Below are 17,901 nucleotides of genomic sequence, written 5' to 3' on the forward strand. Positions count from 1 at the left end.
GTGCGCCGTGAGGCGCTTGATTCACCGATTGGAGGTGGGAGACCTTCGACGCTGGGACGTCGCAGCGGCTCGGTGAAGCTGAGGGCAGCCTGATCCGGGAAGCGCCGGGGAGGGTGGGAAGCGGCCCTGACGAAGCCGGGACGTGCCAGTACTGCCAGATGGTGCGGGTCCGGCAAGCGAGACGAGAGGGTGCACGCGAGAAACCAGCGATGAAGCCTCGTTAGCAGGAACCGGCTCGAAATCTGGCGGATATGGGCCGGGGTGCGGTGCGCGTCGCCGTTGTTGCGGTGGCGGCGTCCGTCTTTGCCGAAGGCCATCGGCAGAGGTAGTTCGCGAGGAAGGTCTGCGGCGTACTTGCGAGGGCCGCCGGGGTATAGCTGGGCACCAGACTCGTCGATCGGTGATCGAGTGAACACGGGAACTGTCGTTGTCTGCCTGGTCTTTCCGCGCATCCAGCGTGGTGGTCCGGGCTGGGTCCGCTGTCGGCTGATCGGCAACGGCAGGGCGGAGCCGCCGTAGTAGTCCGAGGCCGGGAGAGCCGGTCACATGGCGAAGGGCGGCAGCGAATGAGGCAGATCGGAGCTGTCATGCCGGAAGAGGCGCTGGTGAATATCGGCGCGCTGCTGGAGTGCCGTTCGGTGGCGCGCCGGCGGGTACTGGAGATTCAGACGAAGCTGCACTGCTGGACAACGGCCGATCCTGGCCGTTGTTTCGATGATTTGTTCAACCTCGTGGCCGACCCCGCGTTCCTCGTAGAGGCGTGGACGCGGGTGCGGGAAAACGAGGGCGCCAAGACCGCTGGCATCGATGGGGCCACGGCGTGGTCGATCGAGCACAGCGAGCGCGGTGTGGTCGGGTTTCTCTCCGAGGTGAGGGATTCGCTGCGGGACAGGTCTTTCCGTCCTGTTCCGGTGCGCACGGTGATGATTCCGAAGGCGAATGGCAAAATGCGGCGCCTGGGGATTCCGACTGTGACCGACCGGGTCGTGCAGGCGTCGTTGAAGCTGGTGCTGGAGCCGATCCTGGAAGCGGACTTCGATCCGTGCAGTTACGGTTTCCGTCCGGAACGCCGGTGTCAGGACGCTGTCGAGGAGATCCGCTTCTATGCCGCTCGCGGCTATGAGCAGGTCTTCGAGGGCGATATCGCGTCGTGTTTCGACGAGATCGACCATCCGGTCCTGATGGATCGGCTGCGTCGACGAGTCGGTGACAGGCGCGTCCTGTTGCTGGTCAAGGCGTTTCTTAAGGCCGGACTACTGGACGAGATGCGCGTCCATCGTGACACCACCACCGGCACCCCGCAAGGCGGGATACTGTCCCCGCTGTTGGCCAATCTCGCGTTGTCGGTGCTCGATGAGCATTTCCGGCAACGGTGGGAGGCGATGGGAACACAAACCCAGCGCTGGCGCGCCACCCGAAAGGGTGCGGCGACCTTTCGACTCGTCCGCTACGCGGACGATTTCGTGGTCATGGTGTTCGGCACCCGCCAGCACGCCGAGAACCTATACAACGAGATCGAATCCGTCCTGGGTCGGATCGGGTTGCGATTGTCACCCGAGAAGACTCGCGTGGTCGGAATCGACGAGGGCTTCGACTTTCTGGGGTTCCGCATCCAGCGGCACCGGCAGAGGGGAAGTACCCGGCGACTGATCTACAGCTATCCGTCGAAGAAGTCGCTGACAAGCATCCGACGGAAGCTCACCGCAGTCACCGGGCGAGAATCGACATACCTACCCGCACACACGATGTTCCTGCAGTTGGGGCGCATCACACGCGGTTGGACGCAATACTTCCGGCACGGGTCCTCCAGTCGGGCGTTCGGCGCGCTCAACCACCACCTGTGGTGGCGCGTCTGGCGCTGGCTGCGCAGCAAACACCCGAACCGGAATGCGCGCTGGATCATCCGCCACTACTACGGCCCCGGCCAATGGTGGCCGTCGGCCAACGGATTCCGGGTCTTCCAACCCGCGACGGTGACGATCGAACGCTACCGCTAGCGGGGAACGAAGATCCCGGACCCATGGACGATTCAGCACCAGGCATGACCAGCAGAATTCGTGGAGAGCCCGGTGCGGTGAGAGCCGCACGCCGGGTTCGGCGGACGGCCTGGAGAAACGGACCGAAGGGCAACCCCGGCACCGCGCTCCAGGCCGACCCCAACACCTTCCGGCTTGCCGGCCGCCAGCACTGGGACGCGCTGCGCCGCGATGTGAAACCGATCTACACCGCCGTCAACGCCACCGCGGCACGGGCAGCGCTGGATGAGCTCACCGAGCGGTGGGGCACGAAATACGCTGCGATCGTGCGTCTCTGGGAGAACTCGTGGGAGGAGTTCATCCCGTTCCTCGACTACGACATCGAGATCCGACGTGTCATCTGCAGCACGAACGCAATCGAATCCTTGAACGCCCGCTACCGACGTGCGATCAAAGCCCGAGGCCATTTCCCCACCGAGCAAGCCGCGCTGAAGTGCCTCTACCTGGTCACCCGTTCCCTCGACCCCACCGGCGCCGGTCGGGCACGATGGACCATGCGCTGGAAACCCGCGGTCAACGCCTTCGCGATCACCTTCGCCGACCGCTGGCCCAACGCCCAAACCTACTGATGGAAATCGCCGCAAACACCGTTAGCGCCAGTGTCACGATCTACGGGTCACCGGTTCGCTCCACCGTTAGCTCCGCCTCCGTGGCTTGTATCTCTACTGCGGCCGGTCGACACCCAGGGATCGGCCGGCATGGCTTAAGAGGAGCGTGGCATCGCCCCTACTGGGGATTGCCTGCCGACCGGTCCGTGCCATACCCGCGATCGAAAAGGGCTGACGCGAACCAATGATGGTCATCGGGATCGATGCGCACAAGCGCACCCACACAGCAGTCTCCGCCGACGAACTCGGCCGTCGGCTATCGGCGAAGACCGTTGGCACGACCAGCAACGATCACCTTGCGCTAATGAAATGGGCGCAGACGCAACAGGATCCGGACAGGTTGTGGGCTATCGAAGACTGCCGACACATGACCAGGCGACTCGAACGCGATCTGATCGCAGCCGGTGAACGTGTGGTCCGCGTTCCGACCAAGCTTATGGCTCACGCTCGCGATTCGGGGCGGACCTACGGCAAATCCGACCCGATCGACGCACTCGCGGTTGCCCGGGCGGCCCTGCGTGAACCGGACTTGCCGATCGCGCGACTCGACGGCACCGAACGTGAGATCCGGCTGCTGGTCGATCACCGCGAAGATCTCGTGGCCGAACGCACGCGGATCATCGCCCGGCTGCGCTGGCACCTGCACGAACTCGACCCGGCCTGGACGCCACCGGTCAAGCTCGAGCGCGCCAGCGCCTATGACCGCGTCGCAGAACATCTGGCCGACTTCGACGGGCTGGTCACCCGTCTGGCGGCGAGACTGATCGAGCACTGCCGACGTTTGACCGACGAGATCAACGACCTCAGCGACGAGATCGGCGTTCGGGTGACTGCCGTGGCGCCGTCGCTGCTCGCCATTGTGGGGTGCGCGGCATTGACTGCGGCCAAGATCCTCGGCGAGACCGCCGGCGTCGACAGGTTCCGTTCCAAAGACGCCTTCGCTCGTCACAACGGCACTGCTCCGCTACCGGTCTGGTCATCCAACCGCGCCCGGCATCGACTCTCCCGCACCGGAAATCGTCAGCTCAACGCCGCTATCCACAGGATCGCCCTCACCCAAGCGCGCTGCCACCCGGACGCCCGAGCGCTGCTCGCTCGACGGAAAGCCGGCGGTGACGGCGGAATGGAAGCGATGCGGATCCTCAAACGCAGACTCTCCGACGTGATCTTCCGCGCCATGATCGCCGACCACAACGCTTACGAAATCGCCAGCGCTCCTTGACAGAGGAGCTAGAGATAGACCCAGGAAACGCGGTGAACGAGAGTAAGTCGGCACGGGCGGCGTCGAGGTGCCCGGCCACTTTCGGTAGCTTCTCGGTCAAAGCATCGAGCATCCGATGATATTGGGCGGCAACGGATTCGGCGTCGGCTTGATCGAATACCGAATGCAACAGGGTCCGTACCCACGGCCACGACGATTTCGGGGTGATCGACATCAGATTCACCGTGTAGTGAAGCTGTAACGTAATAACGTGTTGTGTTGTGGCGCAAGGTGTTTCGGTGTGCTATGGCGGTCGTGAGTGGGGTCGGGGCTGGCTTGTCTGGGCGGTTGGCGGTGTTGCTGCCGCATCTGAACGAGCGGCAGCGGCGGTTGGCGTTGGCCAGCGAAGCCCGGGCGTTGGGGCATGGCGGGGTTCGGGTGGCGGCCCGGGCGGCAGGGGTCAGCGAAAACCACAGTGCGCAGAGGTGTTTTCGAGCTGGAGGCCGGTGAGCAGCCGTTGCCCGGGCGGGCGTGTGCGGCGGGCCGGCGGTGGCCGTAAGTCGGCGGGAGAAGTTGGATCCGGGACTGGTTGAGGCGCTGCTGGCCTTGGTGGAACCGGACGAGCGTGGGGATCCGATGTCGCCGCTGCGGTGGACGGTGAAGTCGTTGCGGAATCTGGCACAAGAGCTGACCCGGGCGGGGCATGCGGTGTCCGCGCCGACGGTGTGCCGTTTGCTCAAGGAGCAGGGTTTCAGCCTGCAGGCCAACGCCAAGACGTTGGAAGGAACCCAGCACGCCGATCGGGGCGTGCAGTTCCGGTATATCAACGAGCAGGTCAAGCAGCATCACGCGGACGGGCAGCCGGTGATCAGCATCGACGCCAAGAAGAAAGGAGCAGCTTGGGCAGTTGCCCAACCCGGGACGTCAGTGGCGCCCGAAAGGCGAACCGATCGAAGTCGAGGATCACAGCTTCTACTTCATCGGCCCCGACGTTGAGGTGGCGATCCCGTTCGGCATCTATGACATCGCCAACGACACCGGGTGGGTGAACGTGGGAACCGACCACGACACCTCGGTGTTCGCCGTGGAATCGATCCGGCGCTGGTGGCGCTCCCGCGGGCGGCTGGACCACCCGGATGCCGATCGGCTGTTGATCACCGCGGACTGCGGTGGCTCCAACAGCTACCGCTATCGGCTGTGGAAGGCCGAACTCGCCGCGTTCGCCGCCGAGACAGGGTTGACCGTGACCGTCTGTCACTTCCCGCCTGGCACCTCGAAATGGAACAAGATCGAGCACCGGTTGTTCTCCCATATCACCATGAACTGGCGCGGTAGACCGCTGACCAGCCACGAGGTGGTCGTGAACAGCATCGCGGCCACCAGGACCCGCACTGGGCTGCGTGTTCACGCCGAACTGGACACCGGTGCCTAGCGGCCGGGCCGTCACCACCGACGAGCGGGACCTGTCCCAATGTCCAGCGAGGATTTGCGCCGGCTGTGCGACCGGCTGGCCCCGGCACAAGCCGCGCTGGCCGAGCAACGCAAGTACCTGCAGCGCGGCGGACCGCGCCGCCAGGAGCGCGGCGACCACGGCCGGCCGCTGTTGAGGCCCGCCGACAAGGTTCTGGTCACCGTGGTCTACCTGCGCCGGGTCTGCCCGCAGAAAGTCCTGGTCGACCTCCTCGGCATCAACCCGAACAGCATCGGCAAAGCGATCAGGGAAACCCGGCTCTCCTCGAGGAACAACAGATCGCTATCTCTCAGACCCCGCACTACTTCTCCAGCGTCTCAGACCTGCGTGATCGGCTCGAGAACGACACCGCCACAAGCAAAATGGAATTTTCACGGGCATTGGCCCATCCCAGCCTGACCGGCATGCCCCGCGACCATTTCCACGCCCTGGCCGACCGGATCTCCGTCCCTTACCGCGCCGCGATCGAACGACGCAGGCACCATCAGCGCGGGGCGAACGACGACCCGGTACCCGCGGCGGCATGTTCCGCCAGAAGATCACCGACGCCGACAGGATCCTGGCCACAGTGCTGGACCAGCGGAAACTATGCGACCAGCACACCCTCGCCGAACTGTTCGGCGTCAGCCGCGGCACCATCCGCAACGCTATCGACGATGTCCTACCCCTGCTGCAACACAACGGCCACACCATCACCCCGTCCACACACCGATTCACCACCGCCACCGAAATTTTCACCTTCATCGCCACGAACAAGGACTACGAAACGCCAAGTTGAATCTTTACAGCTTCAGTGGGTTCTGCACCGCTGCCACGAAGCGCCGGGCAGGGTGGCTCCGATCGCGGCCACCAGCCCAGCGTGCGCGTCGGAGGTGACAAGGCTGACCCCGGACAGCCCGCGGGCGACCAGGTCGCGGAAGAAGGCCAGCCAGCCCGCGCCGTCCTCGCCGCTGGTGACCTGGACACCGAGGATCTCCCGGTAGCCGTCGGCGTTGACGCCGGGGGCGACGAGGGTGTGCACGTTGACCACGCGCCCGTTTTCCCGGACCTTCAACACCAGGGCGTCGGCGGCGACGAACGTGTACGGGCCCTGGTCGAGTGGGCGGGTGCGGAACGCTTCGACCTGGGCGTCGAGCTCGGCGGCCATGATCGACACCTGCGACTTGGAAAGCTTTGTCACACCGAGTGATTCGACTGTCGTGTGCGGTCTCAGGAGCTGTTTGGCTTGGGTGGCTCAGGACCTGGTTGAAGGTCTCGAGAGGTGTCGGACGCCCGGATTAGATTCGGGGAGCGTGGATTTTGGCTTTCCAGCGGCGGACGGGGTGCTGGGTCTTGCGGGCGTGGATGGACAGTTCGGCGCCGTTGAGGGGGACGCGGAAGTGGGTGTCTTCGACGTGGATGCTGACGATCTGACCGGCGTAGGTGCGGCCGATGCGGATGTTTTGGCGGGCGACCATCACGACACCGTCGGCGGGGACTTTGCGCTGGACGCTGATGGGTCCGGCAGCCGGTGGCGGAAGCTGGGTGGTGGCGACGCGGGCTCCGCGGAGCTTGCCGCGTTCGTCGGCGGGAATCGGTGAGGGCAGTGTCTTGACGAGCACGCCGTCGTGGACCACGTGGATGAGGTGACCGTCGAGGCGCAGGGTGACGCGCTTGCCCGACAGTTCGGCACCGACCTTGAGGCGGTGCTCGAGCAGGATGAGTGCTCCGTTGTTGCCGACAGCACGGTCGATTTCGATTACCGCGTCGGCGGCTAACGCGCCTGCCTTCTGGCTGGACCGTCCCGCAGGGGGTGGGCCTGCCGGGCGCGCGCCGCGCATTCTGAGCTGGTGGAGGTCTTCGGCGTCGAGGTTGGACGGCATGGTCTTGACGAGCTGTCCGTCGAGGAGGATGTGGATGCTGTGTTCGTCGACCCACACATGCGCGAGTTGCCCGGCCCGCTGGGCGCCCATCTTGATTCTGTGGACTGCGACTGAAAGCTGGCCGCTGGCGGATATCACCGTGTCGAACTCGACCGCCCCGGCCGAGGACGCCAGCACCAGGCCGGGCACCGGGTCCGGTTCGACCGTCGGGCTGACAGGAATGGCGGCGACATCGGACACCGCAGGCAGATCGGTGGTGACTTTGAGCGGTTCGGGCTGGGCGTTGGGGCGGAACAGGCTGGCCGGGGTCGCCATGTCGAGGGCTTGATGCGGCCGGGAATGGTTATAGGTGTGAACCCATTCGCTGATCGCGGCCTGGGCGGTTGGCAGATCCGTGAACGGGCCAGACGCATCCAGCAGCTCTCGGCGTAGCGTCTGGTGCCAGCGTTCGATCTTTCCGGTCGTGGTCGGCGAGAACGGTTTGGTCAGGCGGGTGGTGATCCCGTTCTCCCGGCACACTCGCTCGAACAACACCTCCGCCGGCCGCGGCCGGGTGAAGCGTCCGGTGAACTGTTTTCCGTTGTCGGTCAGCACTTCTGACGGCACTCCGTAGACCCTCATTGCCTTGAGGAAGGCGTCGGCGACCGCGCGACCCGATGGCACTGCCAGCACCGCGGCGATGACGACGAATCGTGAATGGTCGTCGATTCCTGTGAGCATCTTGCACTCTCGCCCATCGGCGAGGTAGATACCGCCGACCAGGTCCAGCTGCCACAGATGCATCGGTGCTTCCCGCTGCCACCGCCGATACTTGCGTCGGTGCCGCTGTTCCTGCGCTCGGATCAGGCCGTTGCGAACGAGAATCCGATGCACAGTCGCTCGTGACGGTGCCGCGGTCACACCGGCCTGTGCGAGTTCGAACGCGATACGCCGCGCACCCCAACGTGAGTGCGCACGGCGCATCTCACACGCCAGGGCCTCTACGTCGGCGGGCACACGCGTCGGACTCGTCCGCGGCCTGCTCGATACGGCTCGCAACCCGTCGACCCCGCCAGCCTGGTACTTGGCCTTCCAGTTGTAGATCGACTGCCGCGATACCCCGTACCGGACCGCCACTTCACTGACCGGCGATCCGTCCAACACCTCTAACACAGCGCGAAACGCTGCTCTACCAACCAATCCCGACTTGTTTGCCCATTCGGCACGGCCAGCAAGCATCGCCGGACGAACCGATCTTGTCAACAAGGTCCCGAGAACACCGAGTCAACCAGGTCCTGAGCCTTCACACGACAATTCGACAAGCTTCTCCATGCTGCGGGTGGAGACCCCGAGCAGGTAGCAGGTCGCCACCACACTGGTGAGTGCGCGTTCGGCGCTTTTGCGGCGCCCGAGCAGCCAATCCGGGAAGTAACTGCCCGAGCGCAGTTTAGGGATCGCAACGTCGATCGTGCCGGCACGAGTGTCGAAGTCGCGGTGGCGGTAGCCATTTCGTGAGTTCACCCGCTCGTCGGAGCGTTCGCCGTAGCCGGCGCCGCACACAGTGTCGGCTTCGGCGCCCATCAGGGCCTGGATGAACGTGGACATCATGTTGCGCAGCAGATCCGGGCTAGCTACGGCGAGTTGGTCCGACAGCAACTTGGACGGGTCGATAGGCTCGACAGAGGTCATCGCGTGAAGCTTTCTTCCTTCAGCGACTTGGTAGGTCTGTTGAAGGATCACGCGGTGACCACCTCTACTCGGCTACGACACGCCGATCGTCGAACCGGCCGGTCCGATTCCTACACCACTCTGCCGGACGCAACGCCTGTCCACCGGCTCACTCCCGCATCGCCGCACCTTCCGGCTCCGAGCCATTGTCGCTGTGCAGTACCGCTGGATACCCCGGTTGAGGGATGCTGTCGATCGACAAGGCAGACCAAGGCCACACATGCGCACCTCCCCCGGACGGGGATACGGAAGAATTGGAAGGAGGGGGATGAGAGAGTTCGTCGATCTGGGCAAGAATGTCAAAGAATACACACGTTACCCCGGAAGTTCCTCCTGCGGCACAATGCTTGACAACAGCCTTGACAACAGCGGCGGCTGAAGCTGTGGGAGAATTTCTGGTCGACTTGGCCGAGCGATTGAGAATCGGTTGTGATCCAGCGTCCATTCGCGCCATGGTGAAGCGCGTTCGTGGAGGACAGCTGGACGCACGAAGGGCGGATGTGCACCGCGCCAGCGTGCTGACCAGCTCGTGTGTTCCGTTGGAAGCCAGCGTGTCCGGTGGCCGAGGCCAGTTCACTCCGGTCATTCGCTACGTCACCGCCACCGCGGTACCGGAGACAGAGTTCGGCTCTCGCGTCGCTGCTCAACTCGCCGCGATCCGAGATCTCGTCGCATGGTTGCCGTACGGAGACCAGGCAGTGGCAGACCTGCTGCTGTCCTTTGTCACGACGCTATATCCCGATACCATGAAAACTCCGATGTGGCGGCATCGCTCCCCGCTGTGGATAGGGGTTGTCCATCACGCCGCAGCGCCACATGATGTAGCGCGCCTCAAGGTATATGGAGGTCCATCGACCGGGCCGGGCGGGCTGTACCAGTTGTGCAGGGCATTGCCCGGGTTCGCCGGATTGGCGTCGGTACCCGACCATGAGAAGCTCATCACGCCTGTTGGCGCCGCGATCGAGGTGGACGCGCACGGCGAGGTGAACCACAAGATCTACCTGAAGGCCCGATACAACGATGTCGGCGTGCCGATGAAAATGATCCGTCACTTCGGTGATCCGGCATGGCAGGTCCTGTCCGAGCTCGTTCGGTGTGGTGTCGACGCAGCCGAACTCCACCGGCATAGCTTCTTCGTCTGCTGTGCACGCGGTCGAGGTGCCCCTGACTTCTCACTTCATTTGGTCGCCCGCCGCCGCGACGACTTCACCGGGCTGGCATACGAACTGGCGTCCCGGCACCACGGCACGCCCCATGGCGTCGAGGCCCTTGCCCTGGCGGCAGGATCGGCGGGGGCGACCTTGCGATACTCGGCAGTGGGACTGGGCTTTTCCGCCGACTACGGCATCGACAAACTCAACGTCTACGGCATACCCACATGGAGTACCGCGTAATGCGGGAACCGGTGCGCGGTGCCGAGGTGGTTCTTCCGCCCGCGAATGGCCGCGGGCCACTCGTGGCTCGGCACCGATGACGATGCCATTCCTCTGGACTACCCCTTCCAGCCGCTCAGATCTGCGGTGGTGAGACAGGCGGCGCACCGGCAGGCTGCTGCGGTGCGCTCACGGTCGGCGGAGCGGGCGCAGCCGCGACTGCGGGGTCGCCACCGGCGGCGCCATCCAGGCCGGTCGGGTGGATGTAGCCCGTGAACATTCCGTACTTCTCCTCCAACGGGGGCTTGTTGGCATCGAAGGGAATGAGACGGCCGTTATCGAGGACAAAAAGTTGATTGTTTTCCTTGACGATAAGCGCGTTGTGCCGCTCCCACTGAAGAATATCGCCCGTATTGAACGCGCCTGGGTCACGACTATTGATCACCGCAGGCGGGTGGTCCGCGGACAATTCACCCGCAGTGCCCCGGTACGTGGATATCGCATCCATCGCGACGTTCTGCACTTGCTTCTGCAACGCCTCCGCCACCGGCTGCGACGCCTTCACCGTCGTATTGTCGATCGGGACATCCACCATCGCGCCCGGTGTCGTCACCGGCGGCGGCGTACCAGCGTTGGTCGGCGCCGTCACGCCGGTAGGAGCCGTCTGAACAGCGGGGTTGGTGGTAGCCGCTGGCGCGGTGCCGTTCCGCTCCCCCATGTGTTGAGGGTACTCTCGTGAATCTCGATCGTCGTGGCCACTGTCGTCGCGGGCGAGACGGTTGCCTGGGTTCGCCATCTGTCCCAGAGCCGACATCATCGCAAGTTGATTCAGTACATCCGCGCCATTGTCATAACTAGCTGGAATCGAGGTATTTTCGGTTCCTATGCCGGTCACCGAACCAGTTCCGGAACCCAGCGCCGCCGAGATCCGAGAACCGGGGTCCGTGCCCGACGAGATACCACTGGTGCTGTCGAGTTCGGGCGTGACACCGCTTAGAGAGGTACTGTCCAACGAGCCAGCGGTATCCACAGCCCCCCCGAGCAAATCGTCGTACGTGGAACTCCAATCTTCCTCGAGGGAACCGGATTCTGTCGTCGAAGCACCCTGAACCGGTAACGGAAAATTACTATCCTGAATCGGGTCAGTAGAATCGCCATCGTCGCCGGTATCGCCGCCATCACCGCCCGAATCGCCGCCAGCGCCACCGGTATCGCCGCCCGTATCGCGGCCATCGTCGCCGGCATCGCCGCCATCATCGCCCGCGTTGCCTTTGTCGATCTGATCGGCGTATTGCTGAAACTGCTCGGTCGCTTCTGCGTACTTCCTCTCCCAGTTTTCGGCGGCCTCGTCGATGTACTTGACGAAGTATTGCTGTTCCGCTTCAGCGGTCAGGACGAAATTGCCCGAATCCTCGTTCTTCTTGTAAACGACCATCCCCGTCCGATAATTGTCGACATCCCTATAGCTGTACTGGATCTCGTCGCCGTCCCGCACATAACCCGGAAACTCGAACTGGAGCCTCTCGTTGAGATTGTCCTTGATTTTCTTGAGATCCTGGAAGACGTCGGAGCCCGTGATCTCGGTGTCCAACGTGGTGATTTTGACGCCCCCGTCCTCACCGGTGTACTCATCCTGGCGTTTGGTCAGCCGTTCATTCAGGTCACCATGCTGGCGTATGATCTGTGACCAGCCGTCCGCGGTCGTGACCCGTTCGCCGTCGAGCACCGTGGTGAAGTCAGGTGCGGCCCCCGGATTACCGATGCCGAGTGTGTCGAATCCCCACTGCATCGTGAACTCGGTGTCCTTGATCAGCGATTTCAGCGCCTCACTGGCACCCCGCGGTATCCACAGGGAAGCGTCTTGCGCATGTTCTCCCTCGTCGGGCCCCAGCCCGGACCACCCCCCGGAATCGTCGTCGAACTCCGGCTCCCTCAGGGCATTGACGACCACTGAAGGGTCGCCGGTCGCGAGCGAGTTGATAATGTGACTGTACTTGTCGTCATCGTCGAGGCCCTGACGTTGGGCTGTCTCAGCGAGAGTTTCCCTTAACGTGGGAGACAGTCTGTCGAATGCCTCCTCGAATTCGTCCGGATTTTTCAAATCGGCCAGTGCATCCAACGATTCTCTGGCTTGGTCGTTCTGAAATCCTGCCTGATCATTCCCCCAGAACGAATCCTCGTAGTGGCCGTCGATCAAATCGACGGCGTCGTCTACCTTGCTCATTAGTCACTCCTCCGCGCGCTGGAGCTCTCGGAGTCCGTTGGACCGCTCCGCAATTCGGTGATGGACCGGCGAGCCCCGCCGAGGCCGATGGAACTGACGCTGACAGAACCGAGGGAACCGGGTCCAACACTGCGGGCGGCCAGTGCGTCCCGGGCCGCCGTGGCTGTGCCCGTTGTCTCCGTCGTCTGTGCCGCTACCGCACGCGCTGTCGTCGGGAGCAGCGGGTGCTCGACTATCTGGCCGTAGGTGTAGTACGCATCGCGCAGGGTCTGCCGCTCGGGTTCGCCCCCGGCGAGCAACAGCAGCAGTTCGTCGGCACGGCGCTCGAAAACCATGCCGCGTAGAGCTTCCGTGCCGGATACCTCCATGCGAGCACCGACAGGTAGGTGGGATATGTCCACCCTCCGTGACCGTAGTGCCGCCGCCGTCATTGCGTCGGCGGCGCGTATCTGGTCCCACCAGCTCTCCGGAACAGGCAGACCGGCCTGCAATGCATCGAGGATTCGTCGCCGCCGGGCGCGGTGGGCGGAGATCTCCACGTCGATGACGGGGACGGAGGCGCAGACGCGCGCATCCGCCGCTCGGGCCAGCTCGAGACACTTCGCCCGAATGTTGGCCTCTGGCACGGTCGCAGCTTCGCGCAGTAACCCGTCCGACCCGGCCAGCGTGAGCCGATCCACCAAACCCACACCGGGCGCGGTAAGGTCGACCGCGGACTCAGCGGCGCACACCCGGCCCTCGACGGCGGCATTGTCGCCAAGCGCCGCGCGCAGGCTTTCGGGAACCGCCGCGGACGACACCAGGGCGCTGATCCTGACCCTCCCGCGACGACCCACGATCAAACCGAACTCGGCAAGTATCCGAGCCGGGTCGGCGGTGCCTTCCAATGCCGCGACGGCCTTCCGACCCGCAGAGCCGAGGACCGAGTCCCACCTCCACGGAAGAACGACCTCCGACGGCAGAAACAATCCCGGAGGCAGCCAGCCGCGCCCTTCGTTCGAAGTCAACACAACGACGGCTCCGACGGGAGTCCGCCCCACCGCCACTGCCCATTCCAGACCACGCGTCGAACCAGCCACGGCGGCAAGGATGGTAGCCAGCAGCGTGCGGGCGAGCACCAAATCCTCTTCAACCTGCTGACCGACGACAAACGACGGCAGCGCCCGCTTGCTCTCGGCCGCATGGACCGCCGCTACGAACGCGCCAGTCGCGAGCGGTGTAAGCACCCCGCTGCCCATGCCCGCAGCACTCGCAACGACCCGCCCCGCGAAGAGGCCCGCCGCCAAGGGGGCACCTATCCCACCGACCGTGCTTGCAGCGCTATGACTCCCGTCGACGGCCATGCTCGCGACGTTGCCGGCATCGATGACGGGCGTCACGTGTACGTCCGCTGGGCCGGAGTGTGATGCGTCAACCGAGGGCAGCATCGTCCCGATCGGCGCGGCGGCATAGGTCCGTGGCGTGGATGCGGGGGGCGCCAGGGGTGTCTGTTCGGAGCGGCCGGTCTCCCTGGGCACGTCCCGAGCCCGCGGTGTGGCGGTAGAAGGCTCCGCCAGTTGGGTGCCGTTCACCAGCGGCGCGAGATCCGTCGGTGCGCCGGGCATGGGACCGACTCGATATGCTTTGCCGTCGAAACCACCCAGCACTGCGATCTCACTCGCGCCGGACCGATCGGCGTCTTCGAGTGCTCGCGCCGACGCGATCAATTCATCTCGTGTCCGCAAATTGTCAGCCGCGAGACGTTCCGCCCTGGCATGGCGCCTATCATAGTAGTCCACCAGGGCAGCCCGCACCGGCTCGGCGATCGTGCCGTACCTGGATGGGAAGTCGGCGAGCCACGCGCGTGGAATTTCACCCCATTTCCGGATGTTGGCAGCAACCCGTTCGTGACGCTCGGCAATTCTGCGCAGCTCATTCGGATCAATTTCCAGGTATTGGGACATGCTCGACTCGCCCTCCGGCCGACTATCTCAATTTATTATTCCACCTTCCCAGAATTGGGGACCTGCTGGTCCGACTCGCCCGCCGCCCGCCATTCCCGCACGAGCTCCGCAAGCGGCCGCGGCAGATTGTCGGTATCGTTCATGGCGATGACGTACTGCCGCCGCGCGTCGCTGGCGCTTTCGGTGATAGCAGCTATGATTTCGGCGGCCAGTTCCGAATTCCCGAATCGGCTGCAGGTTCCCGGGGCCAGATACAGGTCACGCAGCCGTCCCCTCGCGTCGACCTCGGGAATAACCAACCCACTTGGAGACGGCCGACGCGCAACGATCTCATCGGCCCGTTCACGCATATCGGCGAGGCGGTGCCGTAACTCCCGCGCCATGCCGAGTGCGGCGCGCACGTTGGGATGGATGTCTCTCATAGGCTGATTTGAAGGGGTTCTCGTCTCACAATGCGACTTCGAATGCGGGGATCGTTACCCTCCGAATGTGAGGCAATCCGTGCACCCAGGCTAATTGGCACCGAACATGCTGAGACGCATGAATATTTCTTGTGGTGCGGCAAGAGAGCATCGGACAGGGGCGATGCCGCAACCGGGTAAAGCCGGAAGCAACGGAGAAACGAAGGTCTATTCGGCCTGCCCCGTCGGTTACGCCTCGCCCCCGAGGCGAGAGGTCCGGTCACAGTATCGGAGTAGGGCCGAGTATTTCGACGCCAAGGTTGGCAGCCGCGGCGGTGAGTTCGGCGGTGTCGGGCGCACTGGTCGGTGCAGGAGGAAGAGACAGGGATTCGGCCGGACGGCCGGTTTCGGCGAACCATTGCTCGAACCCGCCCGGCGTGATCACGGAAAGAAACTGGCAGACCTGTGAATCCACCCGATAGGCGTGGGTTAGTCCGCGCGGCGCGAAGACGGTGGACCCGCTCCGGACGTGGAACCACCGTCCCGCAACATACACGGTGAGTTCGCCCGCCAGGACAATGAAGATCTCGTCCTCGTGCTCGTGCCGGTGCAGCGGAGCCGCGGTACCGCGACGGCAGGTATGCCTGGTGATGGCGAACCGGCCGTCGGTCTGGCTCGCGGTGGCGTCGAATTGAACCAGCGCGCCGAGATGCCAGACCGCGCGGTGCTGATCGTCGCTGGAGCAGAACGGTGGTACGGTCACGTCCACTCCTCCCGATGATCGGCGCTCCAGGTCGCGAACGAACAGGCCGGATGCCCGAGAATCGCGTCCACCTCGTCGGTGACCGTGAGGGTTCGGTCCAGTTCGCGGGCGTAGCGGTCCATGAGCGCTAGCACGAACCGCTCGCCGAGACCGTGCTCGATCATCGCGCGCGCGGCTGCCTCAGGCGGAATATGCTGGTAGCGAAGCGGTCTGCCGATCACCGCACCGATGACGGCGACCATCCGCTCCAGGCTCACGGCCTCGGGACCGGTGATTGACGCATACGGGTCGAAGATGGTGTCTCCAGCGGCCACCTGCTTGCGCCACATCGCCACTGTGTTCATGGCAAATGGACTCGGTCGCACGCTCACCCACGGCAGTCCGCTTGCCACGAGGGCCTGCTCCACCTCTGTGTTGCGGTCACCGTTGTGCCGGGAGGGCTGATGCGCGGGTTCGTCATCGGCGCTGCTTGCCGACATGGCAACCACTTGGCCGACACCGAATATCACTGCCCGTCGCAGCAGTTCGCTGACATGATCCTTGCTCGCCCGCGGGTGGACAAACACGCTCTCCACACCCGACACGGCAGCCTGGACCGTTTCGGGGGATACAACCTCCACTTCATCGAGAAAGCCTGCGCCGGGCTGACGCGAGACCGCCCGGACATGCCTGTCCGCCACGAACAATGCGTCGACCAGGGGGCAACCGATAGCGGCGATCCCCCCCATGACCACGTACATCCGAACTCCTAGGTTTAGTACAGATTCACATCACATTGGGCTGCCTCAAGTAAAGTCACATACCGCCTTCCTTATTAGAGTGATGCGGTGTAACGCTTCGATCGTTACGAACCCAGTCGACTTCACGCATGTGACCACAGTGGACCCCAGTCTGTCAATTTCATAATTTCTTCATATCTCAAATAACGCTCGCATAATGTTTCGCAGCCGTTGCAGTCGACATTCGGGGGGCTACACGGGGATGGGGCGTCCGGTCCGTGTCGATCTCGCAGACGCATCGAGAATGGTGACCGCAAGCGTCCGGGGATGTCCGGAACGGGCGGCAAACCAAATACTTCTACGTGCGCCGCGTTCATTGCGTTTACAATGCATTGGGATGCGGCATCCATCGCAGCATGGAGCGACGCCGCCAAAGATTGCTCGGTTTCCGCAGTCATATACACCCCGGTTTGCTGATTCGATGCTGGCGAAGGTCCACGCACGACTGCAGATCCAAGCGTAAAGTTTGGATCCCTGATCAACAGGTTCATGCGGTTAGCTGCAGAATCGGAGATCAGCCTCATATTGTCGATGGTTGCTTCCACGGGTTTTTCAGTGCTCTGCCATGCGGAATTTGCCGACTTCAATTCACTACAGACGTCCACCTAGGCCGTGCCAGCGAGGCCGGAGAAAGACTGCGGTTCCTCGGTTAATGGTGGGAGGTAATATGGGGGGTAATTCTCCACAGGCTGGCCCGCCTCATCGGTCGATAGACAGTCGACCAGTTCTTGAATTGTTATCTCTGTTTGTCGTATGTAGCTTGCGAGAACCTGTGAGGCACCCGCTGGCGATACAAGCGCTACCAACCACATGTGGTCGTTCGCATCCTCGTTCGAAAGGTTGCCGTCGGCCGACCTGACTGCGGACGCAGGATGCACGTCAGTTGGCTCTATGCCCAGTCCGGGTTCCGTGCGCTCTGTCATACTTACTCGCTCTCCGGTGCAGCAGATCTCTCCGACTCCACCCTGGACGTTGTGTCTGCACACACTCGCGTGGGGTGGGTGATTTGAGCTTGCGATTCTCTACGCTAGTCAGGCAAACCTTGTCGGTGTAGCCAAGAATTCTGAATATTTTCTGAAATAATCTGTGTCGATCACGAATTGCACTTTCACGCCGATCACTCCGCGCGGGCATAGCCGACGACTGTCACTGCGTGACCGCTTTGGCTCACCGCAGCAGTTCTGGCCTCTCCTGCTTCACCCCTGCCCGTCCCGGCGGCGTTGTGTCCGCCCTCACCGATCCCAGGAGGCCCGCGCATGTCCGCGTCCGCCCCTGTCGTGCAGTCCCTCACCGTGGCGACTACGAGCGTCTCGACCACCACCTCGGCTTCGCCGGGGCCGCTCCCGCGAACTCCGATTCGGCGGTGCCGGATCGCTGGTGCGGTGACTACCCCCTGGCGGGGAGGAGCGCGGTGTGCTGCGGCTGCGCCCGGTCCCCGTAACCCACTAGACCGCGCAGCGCGCCGCCCGACCTTGAGCCCGCGCGGGCGCGTGCCCGCGTCCTGTCCGCACCACAACCGCGTTCCGGCGCGGC

At 63.8% G+C, this 17,901-nt stretch carries 10 protein-coding genes and 7 pseudogenes; 7 read left to right on the top strand and 10 right to left on the bottom strand.

What is annotated here, in order from left to right; all coding sequences use genetic code 11:
* Positions 1-566: 566 nt before the first annotated feature.
* The 3 genes and pseudogenes from ltrA to ON34_RS29335 all read left to right on the top strand — a co-directional run bounded on the left by ltrA (position 567) and on the right by ON34_RS29335 (position 3,866).
* Entirely contained in the window at positions 567-1,997 is a 1,431-nt protein-coding gene (gene ltrA, locus ON34_RS29325) for a group II intron reverse transcriptase/maturase (protein WP_245548253.1), read from the top strand.
* Between the two features lie 161 nt (positions 1,998-2,158).
* Positions 2,159-2,605 (top strand): annotated as a pseudogene (locus ON34_RS29330) (IS256 family transposase); the annotation flags it as partial.
* A gap of 223 nt (positions 2,606-2,828) precedes the next feature.
* A complete protein-coding gene (locus ON34_RS29335) occupies positions 2,829-3,866 on the top strand; it encodes an IS110 family RNA-guided transposase (protein ID WP_040785754.1) in 1,038 nt (345 codons plus the stop codon).
* On the opposite strand, the pseudogene ON34_RS35090 reads toward ON34_RS29335, so the two are convergent.
* A pseudogene (locus ON34_RS35090) lies at positions 3,787-4,098 on the bottom strand (transposase); the annotation flags it as partial. The gene ON34_RS29335 and the pseudogene ON34_RS35090 sit on opposite strands and share 80 nt — an antisense overlap.
* A 53-nt stretch (positions 4,099-4,151) precedes the next feature.
* On the opposite strand from ON34_RS35090, the pseudogene ON34_RS37860 reads away from it, so the two are divergent.
* The 3 genes and pseudogenes from ON34_RS37860 to ON34_RS37870 all read left to right on the top strand — a co-directional run.
* A pseudogene (locus ON34_RS37860) lies at positions 4,152-5,274 on the top strand (ISAzo13 family transposase); the annotation flags it as partial.
* 42 nt (positions 5,275-5,316) lie between these two features.
* The gene (locus ON34_RS37865) at positions 5,317-5,715 is read left to right on the top strand and encodes a hypothetical protein (RefSeq protein ID WP_245548254.1); all 399 of its coding nucleotides are present in this window, start codon (positions 5,317-5,319) and stop codon (positions 5,713-5,715) included.
* A 124-nt stretch (positions 5,716-5,839) separates the two neighbouring features.
* Positions 5,840-6,094: a GntR family transcriptional regulator gene (locus ON34_RS37870; RefSeq protein WP_083889877.1), complete on the top strand. Its 255-nt coding sequence runs from the start codon at positions 5,840-5,842 to the stop codon at positions 6,092-6,094.
* Between the two features lie 15 nt (positions 6,095-6,109).
* Here ON34_RS37870 and ON34_RS29345 read toward each other — a convergent pair.
* The 3 pseudogenes from ON34_RS29345 to ON34_RS29355 form a co-directional block, all read right to left on the bottom strand.
* Positions 6,110-6,511: pseudogene (locus ON34_RS29345) on the bottom strand (IS256 family transposase); the annotation flags it as partial.
* Between the two features lie 82 nt (positions 6,512-6,593).
* A pseudogene (locus ON34_RS29350) lies at positions 6,594-8,392 on the bottom strand (IS481 family transposase).
* 79 nt (positions 8,393-8,471) lie between these two features.
* Positions 8,472-8,846 (bottom strand): annotated as a pseudogene (locus tag ON34_RS29355) (IS256 family transposase); the annotation flags it as partial.
* Positions 8,847-9,244: 398 nt separating this feature from the next.
* Here ON34_RS29355 and ON34_RS36455 point away from each other — a divergent pair.
* Positions 9,245-10,279 (top strand): hypothetical protein, encoded by a 1,035-nt coding sequence (locus ON34_RS36455; RefSeq protein ID WP_157172473.1) that lies wholly within the window; start codon positions 9,245-9,247, stop codon positions 10,277-10,279.
* A 115-nt stretch (positions 10,280-10,394) separates the two neighbouring features.
* On the opposite strand, the gene ON34_RS29365 is transcribed toward ON34_RS36455, so the two are convergent.
* The 6 genes and pseudogenes from ON34_RS29365 to ON34_RS29385 all read right to left on the bottom strand — a co-directional run bounded on the left by ON34_RS29365 (position 10,395) and on the right by ON34_RS29385 (position 16,329).
* Entirely contained in the window at positions 10,395-12,482 is a 2,088-nt protein-coding gene (locus ON34_RS29365; RefSeq protein ID WP_040785763.1) for a hypothetical protein, read from the bottom strand.
* Positions 12,482-14,086 (bottom strand): hypothetical protein, encoded by a 1,605-nt coding sequence (locus ON34_RS29370; protein ID WP_040785764.1) that lies wholly within the window; start codon positions 14,084-14,086, stop codon positions 12,482-12,484. Before ON34_RS29370 ends, ON34_RS29365 begins: the two co-directional genes overlap by 1 nt.
* A 57-nt stretch (positions 14,087-14,143) precedes the next feature.
* Positions 14,144-14,425, bottom strand: a pseudogene (locus ON34_RS38665) (type VII secretion target); the annotation flags it as partial.
* 35 nt (positions 14,426-14,460) lie between these two features.
* Positions 14,461-14,847, bottom strand: coding sequence for a hypothetical protein (locus tag ON34_RS35105; RefSeq protein WP_174372089.1), 387 nt, complete (start codon positions 14,845-14,847; stop codon positions 14,461-14,463).
* A gap of 259 nt (positions 14,848-15,106) precedes the next feature.
* Complete coding sequence (locus tag ON34_RS29380; protein ID WP_040785822.1) at positions 15,107-15,589, bottom strand: cupin domain-containing protein; 483 nt, start codon at positions 15,587-15,589, stop codon at positions 15,107-15,109.
* Positions 15,586-16,329: an NAD(P)H-binding protein gene (locus ON34_RS29385; RefSeq protein WP_040785765.1), complete on the bottom strand. Its 744-nt coding sequence runs from the start codon at positions 16,327-16,329 to the stop codon at positions 15,586-15,588. Before ON34_RS29385 ends, ON34_RS29380 begins: the two co-directional genes overlap by 4 nt.
* Positions 16,330-17,901: the final 1,572 nt, after the last annotated feature.

Origin of the sequence: Nocardia pneumoniae NBRC 100136, from assembly GCF_000308755.1 — a bacterium.
GTDB lineage: Bacteria > Actinomycetota > Actinomycetes > Mycobacteriales > Mycobacteriaceae > Nocardia > Nocardia pneumoniae.